Source organism: Rhizobium sp. NZLR11 (genome assembly GCF_019685115.1).
GTDB lineage: Bacteria > Pseudomonadota > Alphaproteobacteria > Rhizobiales > Rhizobiaceae > Rhizobium.
In genome coordinates, this window is record NZ_JABDWD010000019.1 from 28,374 (window position 1) to 46,630 (window position 18,257).

Below are 18,257 nucleotides of genomic sequence, written 5' to 3' on the forward strand. Positions count from 1 at the left end.
GGAGGCCGGGCACGGTCTCATCCGATGTCAGGGCTTGGCGAGGTTCGCCAGCGCCTCGGGCGAGTATGCGCGCAGCGATCCCTCAATGACCGCTTGTGTGACGGGTTTCGGATGCTGCCGGCCCGAAGCAGACCTGACGCGTGCCAAAGGGACGCTCCTCAGAATGCGTGGAATTTCTGGCATCCGCCCGCCGACCCTGCCATAAATTGATTTCATCGAGGGAGGCACCATGATGCAGAAGAAAGCGCCGGACTTCAGCCTTGAGGGCAAGGTGACTTTGGTGACGGGAGCGAGCCGTGGCATCGGTCGAGCTTGCGCGCTTGCCTGTGCCGCAGCAGGCTCCGATATTGTTTTGGGGGTCCGCGATGTCGCAGCGTCGGCAGGCCTGGTGGCCGAACTCGAGGGGACGGGACGAAAAGTCATCACTGTTGAACTGGACATTCCCAACAAGGCCCATATCGCACAAGCCGTCGATGCAGCGCTTGCTACATTCGGTCGGGTCGACGTGCTCATCAACAATGTCGGCGTGGCTCCCGGCAATCTCGCGGAACTCGTCGAGGAGAAGGACCTTGACGAGATCCTCGATGTCAACATTAAGGGCACCTTTCTGATGACGCAGGCAGTGGGGCGTCACATGATCAAGCGCAATGGGGGCCGGATCATCAACATCAGCTCACAGGCCGGCACCGTGGCGCTGCGCGGCGAGGCAATCTATTGCATGAGCAAGGCGGCAATCAATCACCTCACGCGCTGCCTTGCAGCCGAATGGGCAGCCTATAATGTCACCGTGAACACCGTATCGCCGACGTTCATCCACACGGATGGTACAGCACCTTTTCTATCCGATGCCGACAATCGCAAAGCGACGCTCGGTCACATTCCACTCGGCCGGATCGGTGAAACCGATGATGTGGTGGGTGCCGTCGTCTTCCTGGCATCGCCGGCTTCGAGCCTGATCACCGGTGCCAACCTGCTGGTGGACGGTGGATGGTCCGTCGCATGAGGCCGAGGCTGCTGCACGCCTCGGACAATCTGACATAGAGGTGGCTCATCGCGTCCCGCTGGCCATGCTGACTAGGCTCCGGCTGGTACAAGAATCATCGATCGAACTTTTTCGAGTGGATGAAAAGCCGTTCGTCCACCCCATGAGATGAAGACGCCAGTCCTACCCTGAAAAGCCAGGGCGTTTGTGTAATAGCAGTCGTTGGTCAGGATGTCGTAGCGGGCCGTCGCGTAGCGAAATGCGAAGAATGTGCTGCCATAACCCACACCGATCGACATGATGATGCCGAGCGGCAAGGCGAGCAGCGGTAACCTGCGCTGCCGGACATCCGCCAGCCAGAGGCCCGCTGCCGCGAGAATACCTGGGATGACCGACATGGCGATGAAGACGAGGTCAGGTGAAGCGGGTGCTCCGAAGTCGTCGTCTACGTAAAGCGCCCGGCCAAACTCCATCACCACAGGCATGAAGCGCGCAAAGGCGATTGACAGGATCAGAACACAGATAATGCGAACACGCACGGGTCCGCTCCCAAGCTAAACCGACCTTCGACAATTGCGGCAATCATACGATCAACTGGCTCCGCTGCCATGGGCTTGCACGCCTGAGTTAATTTCGAAGTTAATAATCCATCTATCGGGTTGTGGGGCTGTTAGGCGATATCCCGAAACTTAGCGACATCTCGCGCCGGCCAGCGCCGGTTGGAAGAAGGCGGATCGCCGAACTCTATCGCATGCCTAAACTCCTTCAGCGATAAGTTGTCTTTTAAGGAGTGTGCCTTACTGTCCTCGTATCGGAGGAGTGGATCATGACGATGATAGTTTCGGCTCTTATCGGGGTGGCATTAGGCATCGCCTTATTGGCAGCGGTTTTTCTCTTTGCTTTTCGTCGCAAGGTCACCAACAAGTCGACCACGAAATCGGCCGATAACTACGACGTGTTTGATAAGGACCCGAGCTTCTACAGCTCCTATGACGTATCCGATAAATAAACCGGGCGACTCCACGTGGCCTATTTTCGCGCCATTCTACTTCAAGAACAATTCAAGCAAAGTGGGACTGGAACACCGGTTACTGTAGACTGCGAGCGCGAGCTTATACGCGTCCGCTAAGTAGCGACCGTTGGCGTCCCGAGTGTCGCTAGCCAAACCGTTCCACCAGGAAATCGATCACCGTCCGCAACATCGCTGTCGGCCGGCGGTTCGGCGGATAGACGAGGGACATCGGAACGGGCTTGTAGGACCATTCCGGCAGCACCTGCTCAAGCCGTCCTTCGACGATATCAGCGGCGAGCAGCAGTTCCGGCTGAAGCACAATTCCCGCGCCGCTGAGCGCTGCCATGCGAAGTGCTGCCCCCTGGTTGGTGGAGAATTTTCCGGAAATCAACACGTCACGCATTTCGCCTCCCGGCCCGACCAGGTGCCAGCGATCCTGCATGCGCCAATAGGAGTGGCCGAGGCAGAGATGGTTCGTCAGAGCCTCAGGCGAGGCCGGCCGGCCATGGCGGGCGAGATAATCCGGCGCGGCAGCGAGAATCCGCCGGTAGGGCGTGAGCGGGCGGGCGACCAGGCTGTCGTCGGATAACGGTCCGATGTGGATGCCGAGCTCGAACCCCTCGCCGACGAGGTCATGGACATTGTTGTCGAGCGACAGCTCGATGCTGACGTCGGGATAGGCGTTCTGGTAATCGATCAGCGCCGGCACCAGGATCTGCGTCCCAAAGCTGACCGGTGCCACCAACCGAAGCCGGCCGCGCGGCGCCGATTGCAGCTCGCTCGCCGAAGCCTCGGCCAGCGCCACTTCGGAAAGCGCGCGTTTGCAGCGCTCGTAATAGAGCTGGCCAACCTCTGTGAGCTGATGGCGTCGGGTGGTGCGATGGATCAGCTTCGCCCCGAGCCGGGTCTCGATGGTCTTGATGTGCTTGGCGACCATGGCAGGCGACACTTGCGCGATCTCCGCGGCGGCCGCGAAACTGCCGTTGTCGATGACCCTGACAAACATCGCCATGCCGGCCAGCTTGTCCATGATTGCCTACCTGTTGGTTTCGAATGACGATACCGGCAGCTTATTTATCAACCTCAGCATTTGCAAGATAGTGGTCACGCCCGAGCCAAGGCGACTGATATAACCAACATGACCAAGGAGAAAACATGCCTATTCTTCATCTGCAGATGCATCCCGGCCGCACTGACGATCAGAAACGCGCCTTCGCCCGGGAAGCGACGAAGGCCGCCGTCGAGACGCTGGCATGCCCGCCGGAATCGGTGGAAATCCTCATAACGGAGATCGCCAAGGATTCCTGGGCGGTAGGCGGCAAGCTGAAATCCGAGGCCTGAGAGACGTCCCGCAGCATCGAAGGCTCGAGCTGCGGGACGCCGCCATGCTGTTGGACAGGGAGCCGGCACGCGGCTCCCGTGTTGACCGCGTCGAGCGACCGGTTGACTTACTGGCTGCTGCGAATCCACCGCCCGCAAGCTGGGGGCACCTGGCTTCGCCCGGACTTAGGCTTTCCGCGCATTTGAGCCATGGCGGAGTCTGCCTGAAAGCAGACATCGTCGACGAACACGCTGTAGGTCGCAGATGCACCAGAGAACTTGATCTCAGCCGAGATCGCCCTGGGCAGAAGTTCCCCTGTCTCTGTCTTCCTGCTATCGTGGAGATGGGGGACGGCTCTATGAGCGAGAATCGCAAGCTGGCCGCAATTCTGGCCGCGGACGTAGTTGGATACAGCCGGCTCGCCAGCGAGGACGAAGATCGCACCCTGGCAAGGTTGCGGGCACTGCGCAGCGACCTGATCGATCCAACCATCGCAGTGCACAACGGCCGTGTCATCAAGCGCACTGGTGACGGAGCGCTGGTCGAATTCCGCAGCGTTGTCGATGCCGTGCGCTGCGCCATCGAGGTGCAGAACGGCATGGTCGAGCGCAACGCCGGCGTTCAGCAGGATCGGCGCATCGAGTTCCGGATCGGCATCCATCTGGGGGACGTAGTAGAGGAATTCGATGGCGACCTGATGGGCGACGGCGTCAACATCGCCTCGCGTCTCGAGGGTATCGCGGCCCCCGGCGCTATTTGCCTGTCCGAGGACGCCTATCGCCAGGTCAGGGCGAGACTCGATCTCTCCGTCAGCGATCTCGGCAACACGCAACTCAAGAACATTGCCGAGCCGATCCGGATCTATTCGCTCCAGGTCGGCACCGCCGCGGAGGTAAAGCCAGGAGTGACCGCCGCCGTTGCTCCTGCGCCGGCCGCATTGCCGTTGGACCTCTCGATTGCCGTGCTGCCATTCGTCAACATGAGCGGCGATGCCGAGCAGGAGTACTTCGCTGACGGCATCTCCGAAGATATCATCACAGCTCTATCGAAGCTGTCGCAGCTGTTTGTCATCGCTCGCAACTCGTCGTTTACCTTCAAGGGCCGGAACGTGAACGTGCAGGAAGTGGGCGACAGCCTCAAGGTGCGCTACGTGCTGGAAGGAAGCGTCCGCAAATCAGGCAACAAGGTGAGGATCACCGCGCAGCTGATTGATGCCACTACCGGCGGGCATCAGTGGGCGGAGCGTTTCGATCGCGACCTGACCGATATCTTCGCAGTGCAGGATGACGTCACGCAGCAGATCGTCGGCGCTCTGGAACTCAAGCTGACGGCCGGGGACCAGCAGCGGCTCGCGACCGAGCAAACTCAAAATCTGGAAGCCTATGACTGCTTCCTGCGGGGCCGTGAACACATGTGGCGGCTGACGAGAGAGCAGAACATTCAGGGCCGGCAATTGCTGCAGCGCGCCGTCGATCTGGACCCGAAATTCGCCCCGGCGCACGCCTTCCTCGCCGTCACGCACGGGCTGGCCTACGTTAACCAGTGGAGCCGATCGCCGTCGAAATCGCTGGAACAGGCGACCGAGGCTGCGACGCTGGCGGTGGCGCTCGACGATCGGTATCCGTACGCACATTGGGCGCTGGCCGTCGTCAACTTGTACCTGCGACGACTTGACGTGGCCATCCGCGAGGCTGAACGCGCGATCGCGCTTGCTCCCAATCTTGTCGAGGGCCACGAGAGCCTCGGAAACGCGCTGCACTTATGCGGGCAGATCCGACGAGGCCCTCGTCTGCTTCGAGCGGGCGATCGCCCTGAATCCATATTATCCAGACATTTTTCTGCACTTCCACGCGCAGGCGATGTTCCAGTTGGGCAGGTACGAGGAGGCCGTTGTCTTCCTGAAGCGACGACTAGTCCGCAATCCAGCCACCGACATCTCACGTGTGTTGCTGGCGGCGAGCTATGGTCACTTGGGCTGCTTGGCGGAGGCGCGGGGGCAGTGGGAGGAAGTGTTCCGGATCAATCCCGATTATTCCCTGGAGCACAGGCGCAAAGTGCTGCCCTACAAGAACCCTGCCGATTTCGAGCGCATTGTGGACGGACTGCGCAAAGCTGGCCTCACCGAGTGATTGCATTCCATCGCCGGCAGTCGTCCCACAGCTTCCGTACGGCTCTAGAGCACGCCGCCTTGTATCTGGTTCGCCTCAGATTGTGCGAACGAACATCGAGAAAACATGCATATTCTTCACCTGCAGATGCATCCCGGCCGAACCGACGATCAGAAACGCGCCTTCGCCCGCGAAGCGACCAAGGCCGCCGTCGAAACGCTGGCATGCCCGCCAGCGACACCAGAAAGTCGTCTCGAAAACAGGCTTGCGAATCAGATAAGTGTGTGCTTATGTGTTGGCATGATCGAGAATGACTTTTTCCGAGCTCTGGCAGACCCGACCCGCCGCGCGATTTTCGAGAAGCTGGCGGCGGGGAGCATGAACGCCAGCGCCTTGCGTGAAGGCATGGAGATCAGCCAGCCGGCAATGTCGCAACACCTTGCAGTTCTGCGGAGTGCAAAGCTCGTGAGGGAACAACGACAGGGGCGTTTCGTGAATTACGAAGTCGATCCCGATGGGTTGGCTCTCATCGCCCAGTGGCTCGCAAAATACCGCGCCTATTGGCCGGAGCGTATCGCAGCACTCAAAGTCTTGCTGAAGGACATGGATCAATGAACGAAGGGAAGACCAAGGAGCAGGATAGCAGCGTCGAGCAGGAATTTGACTTGAGCGATCCGCCGCAAAAGGTCTGGCGCGCTGTCACCGTTCCCGAATTTCGGGAAAGGTGGTTGCCAAAGGAGGCATTGGCCGATCCCGATGCGATCGCCGTCACCCCCGGCCAAGAAGTCCGCTACAAGCTGCGCGACGACAGCCCACCATTCCTTGAAAGCACCGTGACGTTCACGATCACACCGAACGCGACGGGCGGAACCTGCCTTCGGATCGTCCACGAACTGACGGATGCAAGATTTGACCGAATGGCGAGGACGGCCGTAAACAGCAACAGCCCGCCCCTCATGCTCGCCGCCTGACGCGGCGAGCCTCACCCTAAAACTCTGGAAGTTTGGAGGTCGCCGATGCGCGAAGCGATGCAGCTCGTCCCTATGGTCATAGAACAGTCCAGCCGGGGGGAACGATCATTCGATATTTATTCCCGGCTTCTTCGTGAGCGGATTATCTTTCTCAATGGCGAGGTGAACGACACCGTTTCGGCCCTCGTCTGCGCGCAGCTGCTGTTTCTGGAAGCAGAAAACCCCAAAAAGCCCATCAACCTCTATATCAATTCGCCGGGCGGCGTCGTGACCAGCGGCCTCGCCATGTATGACACCATGCGCTACATCCGCGCACCGGTTCACACGCTCTGCATGGGTACGGCCCGCTCTATGGGATCGTTTCTACTGATGGCGGGCGAGCCGGGCGAGCGGGCCACCCTACCAAATGCAAGCATCCTGATCCACCAGCCATCAGGCGGCTTTCAGGGGCAGGCGTCGGATATGCAAATTCACGCCGAGGAAATCCTGAAAACAAAGCAGCGTATGACACGGCTCTACGCGGAACATTGCGGGCGCTCCTATGAGGATTTTGAACGCGCCATGGACCGCGACCGCTTCATGACGCCGCAAGAAGCATTGGAATGGGGCTTGATCGACAAGATCATGTAGGTCCGCGAAGCCCCGGCCGATCAGTAAGGGATATGGCCCCGTTGTCGCAAAAATCCCGATTAACGCGACACTTGTTTTCCTGTCTTTTGCAACGCCGCAGAATAGACAGTTTCGCGATGCCAGCAATGATCGCTTGTGGCGCAAACCTGCGTCAGCTTCTCGAAATTGGGACTATCTTTGCGCCTTCGACGGCAGGTCCGGTCGTCGCGCTGCCACGCCCTGCGGGACGAGACAGAGAGCCGCGATGCCCGCCTCTTCGGCCGCACGCAGAAGCGCTTCCCGGAATTGTTCCGGGGCAATTTTCCCGCTGATTGCGTCGACGCAGGCTTTCACGGCAGCGACATATTCCTCGCCGTCATCGAAAGGCCAGTCGTTCATCAGGAGACGTGCCGCGTCGCCCAGCGTCCATACGATCTTGCGAGACGCCGGACCCCGCAAAGCAAAACCGACCGGCGTGAATGCTGCTGATGTATTCCAGCACATTGTCCTCGACCCCTCAAGGCGGGGATACTGCAGTCCCCACCTCTAATATACGCACATTTTATGAAAGTTGGAATTGAAATTTGGTGAAGAGTACCGCTTGAGCGCGAGGCTGCCGAATGAAGAAAAAAGGCGCTCTGCGACCTATTTTCAAGCGCTGCGTCGACACGTGTTGCACCGATGGAGGCATGCGGGATTTTTTCCTTTTCGATCTCGACGCTCCGGTTCACTCACCGTAATTCCGCAGTCACCCTGAAAATGCCGCCGGCCGAAGCGTCCGAGCAGACGACGAAGGTCGAGCCCTCCTGCGCCATGAAGGCGACATTGCCGCCGGCCTCGCAGGGGGTGGCGCTCCATTGCAGGATGATGTCGCCATTGTCGGGCAGTTTTTCCGTCGCGAGCTTCGTCGCACTGGCCATCCACTCGGTTGCCGACGGCAGGTGAACGGGCGTGTTCAGCTGCTTCGACAACCAGGCAGTATAGGTCTGAGCCACGGCAAGCGGCACGTCGTCGGCCGGCTGCTGCGGATTGTCGCTGTATGCCTGCGCTGAGGCGGGATCGGAATTGGCGGTGTAATATGCCGCCATCTCGGCGCGAGTGACGGCCTTCGCCTGCATGCAGAAGGATTTTTCGACTTTGACGGCGCCATTGGCAACGCCGAGCATGCCGCCAAGCTCTTTCATCGAAGCGGTCATCAGCCGCACATTGTCGAGCGAATAGCTTCCCGCCGGCACAGTCTCGAAGGCCAGGGTCGGCGAAACCGGGCAGAAGCCGCGCGCCGACAGCGCCTCGAGATCGGCAAGGATCGGTTTGTAGGCGACCACCGCTATTTTATAGGCCTCGGCGCTATATCGGCCATCGGCCTCGCTGATCTTCGGCGCGAGTGATGCAAGCGTCGGATCGGCTGCACCGGCGCGCGTCGTGATCGAGGCGTTGAGATCGGCGACCTTTTGCTTTAGCGCCGTCGCCTCGTCCTTCGACGCCATGACGTCGGCGATGATGGCGGCAAGGAGTTTGGCGGCGTCGCCATAGCCTGATGTCGCCGCCGGCATCTGCCATTGTTCAGCCTTGGCCTTTGCCTCGGTCATCAACCCGCTCGCCTTGGCGACATCCGGACTATCGCCGGCGCCGATGCGATTGACCGTCTCGCGCTTCGCCGCCGCGTCTTTTTCGGCCGCCGTCAGCGCCGTGAGTGCCTTGGCGAGATCGTTAAAACCGGTCTTCGATGCGTCGTAGCCGTCGACGGCCGCATGCATTTGCTTGGCCGTAGCGCTGTCGGCAGCAGCCTTCATCTTGGCATCGGCGTCGGCAAAAGCCGGCGCCTTGTCGCCGCCGGCAGTCGAAGCGGCGGCTTTCGCCTTTTCGGCGTTCTCCTTTGAGATGGCGATCAGCGCATTGCCGAGATTGATCGCGGCAGACTGGTAGCCCGGAAGGGCCTTTTCGTAGTCTTCATCCTTCAGCAGGGCATCGGCAGAGGTCAGTGCCGAGGCGCCGGTGTCATAGGAGAGCTTCGCCTGGTCACTGGCCGGCCGCTCCGGCGCCTTGGCGGCGATCGCCTGCTGTTTGCGGCTTTCGGCCTCCTTCTTCCAGACGCCGACATCGGCAACGAGTTTCGGATCCGGGCGCAGCAGCTTCGGAATAGTGACGACGCCGACGCCGATGCAGATCAACAGCAGGGCTGCGATCATGGAGATTTTGACAGGCGTCCACTTTTTCGGTTTCGGCGCCTCCTGTTGCTGCTGCATGCCGCCGCGCGGATCCCACGACATCGGCTGGATGCCGGTCGTCACCCTTGTGTATTCGCCGAGCGCATCGGCGCCGGTGCGCGGCCGCTGGGCCGGGTCGCGGCTCAGCATCCGCTCGATCAGGCTTGCCAGACCCTCGGGAAAGCCGGGGATCAGCACGTCGAGGCGGGGAAAGATGTTGGAAGGATCGAGATGGATGTTCTTCCAACTCTGCTCGCGCTGGTGTTCGTCTTCCCAGACCATGACGCTATCGAAGACGCTGTTATAGGTCTGCCGCGGCAGGAAAAGCTTGTAGGCGATCATGCCCATTGCGTAGATGTCGAGAGCTGATGAGGCGGAGAAGGTGCCGCTGGCATAGATCTCCGGCGCGCCGAATTCGGGCACATAGGGCGGGATGATGTGCTCGCCGATCTTCGAGATCAGGTGCAGGTTGCCGATCCGGACCGACAGGCCGGAATAATCCTCCGAGACGTAGATGCACTGGTCCGTCAGCGCGTTGTGGGCATAACCGGCGCCGTGCAGCGTCGCCAGGCCTTCGAGGATGTGGCGGCCGATCTCGGCGGCGCGCTCGTAGGCCACCATTTCGGTTTCGTCGAGATATTGGTGCAGCGTCTTCGACGGCCGTTTCTCGACGATATAAAAATTGTCGTCTTCCGGCGACGGCGGGATGAGGTCCTCGATTTCGACGAAGCGGCGGGCGGTCAGCGATTTGGCCTCGTTGATGGAGGTCCAGACCCGCTCGAAACGCGCCTTGTCCAATTTTAACGCCACATCGGGGGCGACGATAAAGACCGCATGGTCCATCCGCTTGTCCTGGGCGGGATAGACGATGAACTCGTTCTCATAGACCGGCTCGCCGATCGTGTAGCGGGCGATCAGATCACTTCTCATGCACGTGTCCCCCTGCAATCATTGGCATTTCTATTCGCCGGCCATGCTCTGACTCTTTCATGCAGAACAGGATTCAGATTTCAGGCCAATCGGCCTTCAATCATCCTGTTCCAGAAGCGGATCGCCGATCAGGCCGGCGGCCAGCAGCAGGCCGCTTTTCGTATCGCGAAGTGCGAAGGCAAAACGGGCATCGGCGACGACGCGAACGAGCTTGGGATCGATGCTGCGTTCTGTGATCGCTGCCGTGGCTGCCGCCGCCTCCGTGCCGTTTTCGTCAACCTTGATCATCGTCTTCTGAAGAACGCGCGACAAGCGAATGTTTTCCTTGGTGAAACCCGGGAAGGTGGCATGCTTGGCCTTTTCGGGCGTCAGTCCCATCGCATTCAGTATCGGCATCAAATCACGCCCGTCGTTCAGGGAAAAGCGGGGCAGGAAGATTTCACCCTTGGCCGCTTCGAATTTTTCGCCCTGCAGCCAGGAGGTAAGCGCCTTCAGGTCGGCGCCGGCGACACCTTTGCCGGAGCGCGCCGCCACCACGACCATGCTGTAGCTTTCGCCGGCATAAGCAAGGTCGACGGCGGCAAATTTATCGTCGAAGCGGAATTTCTGCCCATCGCCGGCAAGATGCATCATCGGCACCGAAATCGTCGAACCGTCCGGCCGCTGAAAGGGGCTCGCCGGGCTTTCCCGCTCGAAAGAGGTCTTCCAACGCGCCTTGAAGGACAGCGCGCCGAGGCTGACGAAACCGCCGCCGGGCGGCGCGTCGAGCATGACGGGAATGGCGCCGCGCGTCGTCTCTTTGACCCAGAGGTTGATGTGCTCGACCGATGCCGGTCCGTCGAGATCCTCGATCGAGGGCTTGATGCGGTGGGTGGCGAGCATCGAGAGCGCGTCGGGGACGAGCACCAGCTTATCGTCGAAGACGATCGCAACAGCCGTCGCCAAAGACGCATCCGCGGCGGCCGGCTTCTCCTGTGACATCGCGTCAAGCACCGTCTCCGGCCCCTTCACCTCGCTGCCGAAGCCGAGGCCTTTGGCGATTGCGGCCTTGCCTTCGGCGGAGGCGCCGAGGCTGGCAAGGCCGAGGGCTGCTGCAAGGCTTGCCGGCGACACCATGATATTAGCCGCACCCTCCTTTGCCAGCGTGCGGTCGATCAGCTCGGCGGCGAGCCCGGCCTGGGCGGCGAGCATCGATTTGCCGTCGCCGGAGTTGTCGGCATGGGCGGCTGAGGCGAGCGTCAGCAGGGAAGCGGCAAGACCCGCCAGCAGCGTGGATTTCGGCATGCTTCCCTCCTCTTCAGCGGATGCGATAGAATTTGGAATCGAACGACCATTTGCCTTGGCCGCCAGTCTCGTCGTCGCCGACGATCCTCAGGCTGCGGGCGAGGTCGTAGACATAGTTGAAGGCGGCGCGCTGGCCGACCAGCGGGGTCGGCACATCCGGCAGGTCGAGCACTTCGATCGGCTTGTCGCTGAGGATGGCGACGACCATGCCGACGCCGGAAGGTCCCTCCACCACATATTCGAAGCCGGTATAGGGATTGCGCGCATCGGGCACGACGACCGGCCGGGCCGGATCGAGCCGGTTGTCGCCGCTCTTGGCTGATGGTTTCAGCCCCATCGAGCGCTTGTTCGGGTAAAGCTGCGTCAGCTTGCCGGAGGCATCGATATCGACCAGGATCAGATAGCCGGACTTCTTGGTCGACACCCGCATCGCCACCTTGTCGCCGATGCCGACCGAGGTGCCAGGCAACACGTCGACGGCAACGCCGGCCTCATTGTCGCTTTTCAGCGTGTTCTCGACGGCGGCGAGCGGGGTTTTTGCCTCCTCGCCGGTGATGACATCGCGGCCGAGCGCATCCGGCTGGCCATAAAACTGTGGGACCGGCGTGAAGCGGCAATCGTCGGCATGGGTTCGGCAATATTCGTCGGATTTGCGCCGGACATAATCAAGCAGGGCGGCATTGCTGACATTCGGCTTGTCGGCGGCGCGCGCCACGCCATCCTCAACGCCTTCGATGAAGCGGCGGGTGAAGACGCCGCCCGGCGGCTTGGCCTCGCGGTCGACGAGCGCCCATTGGCCTGAATTGACCGCCGACCAGACCATGGCGTTTTCGCCGCCGAACGAGAATTTCGCTTCCGTGCCGGACTTGTTCGGCGGTTCGAGCGCAGCCAGCGCCGGACCGAGGCAACGGACGTTGCCGCCGCTTGGCGCCGCCACCGCGCTGCGGCTGCCCGGCCCGACATGGCAGGCATCGATCAGCAGCGTGACGCGGCGGTCCTTGAGGCTGTTCAGCCGTGCGGCGATTTCGGTTTCGCGGATCTGATTGGTGACCGTTACCTTGCCGGCCTCGCGCACCAGCTTGGCGTCGGCTGCAACAAGCGTCGGGCTGGTCGTCGCCTCGGCGCCCATTTCCTCGGAACCTTGCCCACTGAAATAAAGGAAGACCCGGCTTCCAGGTGTCGACTGGCGCACCAGCCAGTCGTCGATTTCGGCAAGGATCGCCTCGCGGCTGGCCTTGCGGTTGGTCAGCGTGTGGATCTGTTCCGGGCGGTAGGCGAGCGTCTTCACGAGGAAGAGCTGCATCGACTTCACATCGCTGGCAGAACCGGTCAGTTTCGCCTCGCGCATCTCATAATCGTCGATGCCGATCAGCAGCACGCGGTCGCCGGGAGAGCTTTCGATCGAGGGCGCCTGAGCAACGGGTGTTTGGGCAGCAGGCGTCTGGACCACAGGCGGCTGGACGGCGGGTGTCTGGACTGCAGGCGGCTGGGCGGCGGGTTCGCCGGTGGGGGCGTCTGGCGTTTCGGTCGTGGCGGCAGGCGCGCTATCGCCGGCGGGAGGGGTGGTGATGGCGAGGTTGGCGAGTTTCTGGCCGGACTGTCTCAGCTTCGTCCCAGCGCCGGCGCTGGTGGTGGTCGAGGCGACCTGATCGCCGGCGGCTGAAGCTTCGACATTCGGCACATCGCCCTCGGTCTTGGCGGCGATCCAGTCGCGGAAGGCGGCGACGCGGGTATAGACGCCGTAATGTTTAGCCTCGGCGCAGCCGGCACCCCAGCTGACGATGCCGAGCTGGATCCAGCTCTTGTCGGGGCGCTGCGCAACCAGCGGGCCGCCGCTGTCGCCCTGGCAGGCATCCTTGCCGCCTTCGGCATAACCGGCGCAGACATTGCGCTCGTCGATCGGGTTCATCCGCATCGAGCTGTCGCGATAGGCGGCGCGGCAATCCTCGCGCGGAACGATCGGCAGCTCGACTTCCTGCAGCTCGGTCGGCAGGTATTTGTCGTCCCAGCCGTGATCGGCCTTGGTATAACCCCAGCCTGTGACGACAGCCATGTGACCGGCGGCCTCGACCTCGTCATCCCCCGCCGAGGCGAGGACTGCAGGCCTGGAGACGGCGGGTTCGGCAAGCTTGATCAGGGCGATGTCGTTGGCAAAGACCTTGCGGTCGAAATCCTCATGGATGACCACGTCTTCGACGGCAAGGCCGGGTTTATCCGGTCCGTCGACGGATATGACCTTGTCGATCTTCGACTTGCCCTCGACGATCAACAGGTCGCGGGCGAACAGATCCTGCTTGCCGGAGCGGCCGCTGGTGACGCAATGGGCGGCGGTCAAGATCCAGCGCGGCGCAATCAGCGAGCCGCCGCAATGGCCGCCGAAGCGACCGCGCTGTTCGGGATCGGGCGCCAGGATCTTGACCTGCCAGGGCCATTCGCCCTTCTTCGCAGCCTGGCCGCCGATGACACGGCCGCCATCCTCGCCGGCGAAATCGGTATCCTGCTGGCCCAGCGCAGGCGCAGCCAGGAGCAGCATGACGGAGGCAATAGTCAGGACCTTGCTGATCGACGCGCTCATAGCTTGGCTCCGGCGGAGGTATAGAGGACCGTAAATCCGAGGCGGGCGCCCTCGGGCAGGAATTCGCCGAGCCGCCTGGCGATGTTGCCGGCGGTGCGGCGCCTGTCGTTCTGTTTCAGGAACTCGACGAGCTCGGGCATTGGCTTTTCCGAGGTGACGGCAACCAAGAGATCGGTGCCGAACGGGGCGACGACGGAAAGATCGAGATCGAAGCTCGCCGGCATCTGCGCATCGCCATCCTTCTCGCCGGGATAGAGGAACTGCACGGTGCCATCGCCGGTGACGTCGAAGAGCACCAGCTTGCGGCCCGCTAGATCGGAAATCGCGACGCCGACACGCTCGCCCTCGCGATGGACGGTGTCGGACGGGGTGACGCGCACGGTCTGCGGATTAACCTCCGACAGCCGCTTCAGCGTGTCGAGCGCGGCCATCCGGTCGACGACGAAAGGCATGTCGCCGGCACCGATGCCGGAGGCGACGACATCGCCGCCGGCAATCGCCTCGCGCTTTTCCGGATCGAAGACAATGTCGGCATTCGCACCCTCTGTCAGCTTGAAGAGCGTGATGGCCGGTCCAATGCCCTGCAGCACCGGTGCGGCGCCGAGGGCGGCAACGCCGATCGGCGCGGGCTCGGCGGGCGGCGGAGTGCTTGATTTCGCTACTTCTGTCGTCGTTCCCGCCCCTTCGTAATGGTAGACCACCGCGCGGTCGAGATCGGTTCCCGGCGGGCTTTCGGTAAAAATGTTCTGTCGCTGATCGGTGAACTGATAGACCGACTGGCGCACATATTCGAAGAGTTCGCGGCGGCTGACGGCGCCGTCGCCGTTGCGGTCGGCCGCCCCTTCGAAGGCGCGGGCGGTGGCATAACTCAGCGCGCCGCGTTTCTGCGGAATGCCGGGAATGGATATCTCCGGCGATTTGGTGTTGTCGTCGACGGCGGCGAGGAAGGTCAGCCGTTTGAAATCGAAGCCGGTGGAAAGCGCATCCGCCGTCGTCGAGATCGGCGCGAGATCGTCCTCCTCGATCGTATAGGACGGCGCCTGGCGCCAGGTGATCGCGGCGCCGCGCGGATCGACATCGCGGGTCAGGCCGCCGGCATGGCAGGTATCGGCGATGAAGACGACATCGGCGCCCTTGGCCTCGAGGTTGCGGATCAGCACCTTGAATTCGTCGCCGAAGATGCGTTCGCGCGATCCCGGCAGCCGGGTATCGAAGCCGGCGAGCACATAGACCTCGTCGCGGCCGCTCGGCTTCGAGCCCTTGACGCGCTCCGGCTCGCTCGACCCGTGGCCGGCGATGCCGAGCACGACGAGATCGCCGGCCCCTGCCCGCTCGGTGACGGCTTCGATCGCATGGAAGATGCCCTCGCGGTCGGCCTCGCCGTTCTTCAGCAGCGTCATGTCCTCGACGCCGACCGAGCGCAGCGAAAGCGAAAGATCCTCGGCATCGGCGACGGCGCCATGCAGCGGTGGAACGTTGCGGTAGAGGTCGATGCCGATCAGCACGGCTCGGACGGCGCCGCGATCGGGCGCTTCGATCGTCCTTGCCAGGCTGTTGGTGGCCGCCAGGCTGAGGAGGGCAAATGCGGCGGCCATGGAAACGGATGCGGACATGGCCAAACTCCCCTCGCCCCGGCTATTCGCGGCGCCATTCGACGCGGCGGTTCAGCGCATCGACATCGTCTTCGGTGAGGTTTGCGGTTGCCGTCACATCCACCGGCTCGGAGGCGCCACGGCCTTCAGCGTCGATCGAAGCGTCGATGCCGTGGCTCTTGAGGAAATCGGCGACGGCTTGGGCACGGCGCTCGGACAGCTTCTGATTATAATCGTCACCGCCGCGCCGGTCGGTGTGGCCGATCAGGATGACGCGGCCGGGCTTCTGCTCCTTCAGGGCTTCGAGCAATTCCTGGGCGGCCTCGGTGCCGATCGAGGTGAAGCTCGACTTGTTGAAGTCGAAGGTGATCGGCACGGGAATGGAGACCGGCACGATGCCGCGGACATTCTCGGAATAGATGCCGCCGAGCACACCGCTGCGGTGATCCTTCTCGGCCGGCACGAAGCTGCCTTGGGGATTGTCGCTCGTCGGGTTGGCGGCAAGGATGCGGGCCTGGGCGGCACGCTGGATCAGATCGGAGATCGTGTCTGCCGGCGGCGCCTTCGGCGTGCGGGTCTCGTTCTTGATGATCTCGATCGCCTGCTGGTAATCGGCGGCGGCATCGGCGAAGCGGCGGGCGGAGAAATAGATCTCGCCGAGCGTGGCGGAGGCCTGCCAGAGCACCTGCGGGCTATCGGCGGCGACAAGCAGCGGTTCGTAATCGGTGACCGGCTGGTTGGCGGCCATCATTTCCTGGGCAGCGGCAAGCCTGAGGGCTGCAACGCGGCGCTGGGCATTCACCTGGAACTGGCCGCAATCGGCGCTGACGGCGATCGTATCGGCCTCAGTCGCGGCGGCTGTGATATCCTTGGCGGCAACGGCGGTGTTGAGCTTGTCGAGAAGCGCGGTGCAGGCAGGCGTATCGGCGTTCGCGACCTCGATCTCTTCGCCGGCCTGGCTGGGTTCGGCCGAGCGGCCGAGGTTCAGCTGCGGCATCTTGATGCTGAAACCGCCGGGAAGCTTGAACTGCGGCATCTTGAGCTGCGGCATCGGCAGTTTCGGCATCGTGGTCTGCGACGATTGGGCCGGCTGCTTATACTGCTTTGGCTGTGTGTATTGGGTCGGCCGGGTGGACGAGGTGGTGTCGGCGGGGCCGATCAATTGCAGCTCATCGGCGGCAAGCTCCTGGCCGGGCGCCAGATTGGTGACGATCTTGTATTTCTTCGGCGGCTGTTGTGCGGCCTGCTCGACCGGCTTCGGCGCCACAGGCTTTGGGGCAGCCTTCGGTTTTTCCACCACCGTTTCCGGCTTCTTGGCGACTTCCTGTTTGATCACCGGCTTCGGTTTCGGTGCAACGGGCGGCTTTGCCGCCTGTTCGACCGGTGCGGGTTTTGCTGCGGGGGCAGCTGCAACAGGTGGTGCGGCAGGGGTCGGCAGCGCCGCCGGGCTGTCGACCGTCGTCAGCATCAGCGTCTTGCTGCTGATCTTGGTGCCGAGGCTGCGGGCTTCTTCAAGGCTGCGCGAAACGGCATCCATGCCGCCGTCAACCGAGCGGAACATGCCGCTGCCGCTGCCGCCGAGATCGGCGAAGATGTTCAGCGGCTTGGAAGAATAGAAGACCTTGATCTGCTCCTGTCCCACAGGGCCGGACACCTGCAGCCGGGCGCCGCTGGCCGGATCCGGCACCTGCACGCGCTTGCCGGCCCCGACTAGGGCGTCGGTCTGATACTTGTTGGGAAAAAGCTTTACGACGGAGCCGTTCGGCGAGACGTTCAACACCGTGACATAGCTATTCTCGGTCGATTGAATGAACAGGCCGACAACTTCGCCGATGGCGTATTTGGCCTCGGCGCGATCGAAGGTGATGCTGACAGGCCCGGTCTGTGCCGGCGCTTCGGTCAGTGTGCGTTCGTTCTGCGCCTCGACGGCGGGAACCACCGAAAAGAACGAAAGAAAGGTGGCGGCGGCCAGGATGGCTTTGCGGTTGAGCATTGGAAAACCTCCTCTTCGAACAATCTCACACTGTGTTGAAGATGAGAATAGCACCGACCGGCGAAATTGGGATGGCTTTGCCTGTCTTGCTTGAGGGAGGGTTACAAATTATTTGGAACCTGCAAGAAACCGTCCCGAAAAAGCCGTGAGCAAGACTCGGGATCGGCAATATTCGCCGTCCGATGTCGTCTTTTCCACTTCGGAATTGCGCTTAGTTCTTGGGTTTCTGTCCAGCTGATTTCAAAATCGAGATCAGGTCGCTCATGCCCTCGGGCGAGGAATTGTAGAGCCAGAGAATATCCGGATTGTCGACCGTCAATTCCTTGCCGGGCACCGAGCCCATGTCGCGCCCTGGCGAGGTCGCATCCGGCAGCTTGGTTTGACCGGGTGTCAGCCCCTTCTCGCGTTCGTGCTCGGCAATGATCGCGGTCGCCGCGGCAAAGGCCTTTCCGTCATGCTGGCGGAGTGCCGCAAGCGAAGGGTTGCGCGCCGCCAGCGCATCCTCGGCCGGGCCGGCATGGGCGAGTTCAGGCATCTGCAGCACTATGAGGAGGCCGATCGACAGGGTTATGAGCCGGAATTTCGTCATCGTCGTCACATCCGTCTTATGGGCGCCACTGCGCGCGACCAGTGCTTGGATAACTGGCATCCCGACAATAGGCAGAGGCCGGAA

General features: G+C 62.0%; 15 protein-coding genes and 1 pseudogene. 7 read left to right on the top strand and 9 right to left on the bottom strand.

All coding sequences use genetic code 11. The annotated features are described in order from the left end of the window. Positions 1 to 232 precede the first annotated feature (232 nt). Complete coding sequence (locus HJB83_RS26340) at positions 233 to 1,003, top strand: SDR family NAD(P)-dependent oxidoreductase (protein ID WP_207585637.1); 771 nt, start codon at positions 233 to 235, stop codon at positions 1,001 to 1,003. A gap of 71 nt (positions 1,004 to 1,074) precedes the next feature. Here HJB83_RS26340 and HJB83_RS26345 read toward each other — a convergent pair whose 3' ends face one another. Next, positions 1,075 to 1,521 carry a hypothetical protein gene (locus HJB83_RS26345; protein ID WP_207585353.1) on the bottom strand — a complete coding sequence of 149 codons (447 nt, stop codon included), beginning with the start codon at positions 1,519 to 1,521 and terminating at the stop codon, positions 1,075 to 1,077. Between the two features lie 287 nt (positions 1,522 to 1,808). Here HJB83_RS26345 and HJB83_RS26350 point away from each other — a divergent pair, with 287 nt between their 5' ends. Then, on the top strand, positions 1,809 to 1,991 hold the full coding sequence (locus tag HJB83_RS26350; RefSeq protein ID WP_207585354.1) for a hypothetical protein: 183 nt from the start codon (positions 1,809 to 1,811) through the stop codon (positions 1,989 to 1,991). 148 nt (positions 1,992 to 2,139) lie between these two features. Here HJB83_RS26350 and HJB83_RS26355 read toward each other — a convergent pair whose 3' ends face one another. Further along, positions 2,140 to 3,024 (bottom strand): LysR family transcriptional regulator, encoded by an 885-nt coding sequence (locus HJB83_RS26355; protein ID WP_207585355.1) that lies wholly within the window; start codon positions 3,022 to 3,024, stop codon positions 2,140 to 2,142. Between the two features lie 125 nt (positions 3,025 to 3,149). Between HJB83_RS26355 and HJB83_RS26360 the strand changes: the two genes are divergently transcribed. The 5 genes and pseudogenes from HJB83_RS26360 to HJB83_RS26380 all read left to right on the top strand — a co-directional run bounded on the left by HJB83_RS26360 (position 3,150) and on the right by HJB83_RS26380 (position 7,024). After that, positions 3,150 to 3,335 (top strand): 4-oxalocrotonate tautomerase, encoded by a 186-nt coding sequence (locus HJB83_RS26360; protein ID WP_003594927.1) that lies wholly within the window; start codon positions 3,150 to 3,152, stop codon positions 3,333 to 3,335. Positions 3,336 to 3,673: 338 nt separating this feature from the next. Further along, positions 3,674 to 5,444, top strand: a pseudogene (locus HJB83_RS26365) (adenylate/guanylate cyclase domain-containing protein). Positions 5,445 to 5,723: 279 nt separating this feature from the next. Next, on the top strand, positions 5,724 to 6,038 hold the full coding sequence (locus HJB83_RS34335) for a helix-turn-helix transcriptional regulator (RefSeq protein WP_246762890.1): 315 nt from the start codon (positions 5,724 to 5,726) through the stop codon (positions 6,036 to 6,038). Then, positions 6,035 to 6,394, top strand: a complete 360-nt coding sequence (locus HJB83_RS26375) for an SRPBCC domain-containing protein (RefSeq protein ID WP_207585358.1) — start codon at positions 6,035 to 6,037, stop codon at positions 6,392 to 6,394. The genes HJB83_RS34335 and HJB83_RS26375 overlap by 4 nt, the downstream gene beginning before the upstream one ends. 45 nt (positions 6,395 to 6,439) lie before the next feature. Beyond that, complete coding sequence (locus HJB83_RS26380; RefSeq protein ID WP_221132918.1) at positions 6,440 to 7,024, top strand: ATP-dependent Clp protease proteolytic subunit; 585 nt, start codon at positions 6,440 to 6,442, stop codon at positions 7,022 to 7,024. 171 nt (positions 7,025 to 7,195) lie between these two features. Here HJB83_RS26380 and HJB83_RS26385 read toward each other — a convergent pair whose 3' ends face one another. The 7 genes from HJB83_RS26385 to HJB83_RS26415 all read right to left on the bottom strand — a co-directional run bounded on the left by HJB83_RS26385 (position 7,196) and on the right by HJB83_RS26415 (position 18,173). After that, positions 7,196 to 7,507 carry a DUF982 domain-containing protein gene (locus tag HJB83_RS26385; RefSeq protein ID WP_207585360.1) on the bottom strand — a complete coding sequence of 104 codons (312 nt, stop codon included), beginning with the start codon at positions 7,505 to 7,507 and terminating at the stop codon, positions 7,196 to 7,198. A 227-nt stretch (positions 7,508 to 7,734) separates the two neighbouring features. Then, entirely contained in the window at positions 7,735 to 10,140 is a 2,406-nt protein-coding gene (locus HJB83_RS26390) for a protein kinase domain-containing protein (protein ID WP_221115562.1), read from the bottom strand. Between the two features lie 96 nt (positions 10,141 to 10,236). Further along, complete coding sequence (locus tag HJB83_RS26395) at positions 10,237 to 11,424, bottom strand: serpin family protein (protein ID WP_207585362.1); 1,188 nt, start codon at positions 11,422 to 11,424, stop codon at positions 10,237 to 10,239. A 13-nt stretch (positions 11,425 to 11,437) separates the two neighbouring features. Next, positions 11,438 to 13,999, bottom strand: coding sequence for a trypsin-like serine protease (locus tag HJB83_RS26400; RefSeq protein WP_221132919.1), 2,562 nt, complete (start codon positions 13,997 to 13,999; stop codon positions 11,438 to 11,440). After that, positions 13,996 to 15,612, bottom strand: coding sequence for a caspase family protein (locus HJB83_RS26405; protein WP_221132920.1), 1,617 nt, complete (start codon positions 15,610 to 15,612; stop codon positions 13,996 to 13,998). Before HJB83_RS26405 ends, HJB83_RS26400 begins: the two co-directional genes overlap by 4 nt. Before the next feature lie 22 nt (positions 15,613 to 15,634). After that, positions 15,635 to 17,584 carry a DUF4384 domain-containing protein gene (locus HJB83_RS26410; protein ID WP_207585365.1) on the bottom strand — a complete coding sequence of 650 codons (1,950 nt, stop codon included), beginning with the start codon at positions 17,582 to 17,584 and terminating at the stop codon, positions 15,635 to 15,637. Positions 17,585 to 17,795: 211 nt separating this feature from the next. Then, positions 17,796 to 18,173, bottom strand: coding sequence for a hypothetical protein (locus HJB83_RS26415; RefSeq protein ID WP_207585366.1), 378 nt, complete (start codon positions 18,171 to 18,173; stop codon positions 17,796 to 17,798). Positions 18,174 to 18,257 lie beyond the last annotated feature (84 nt).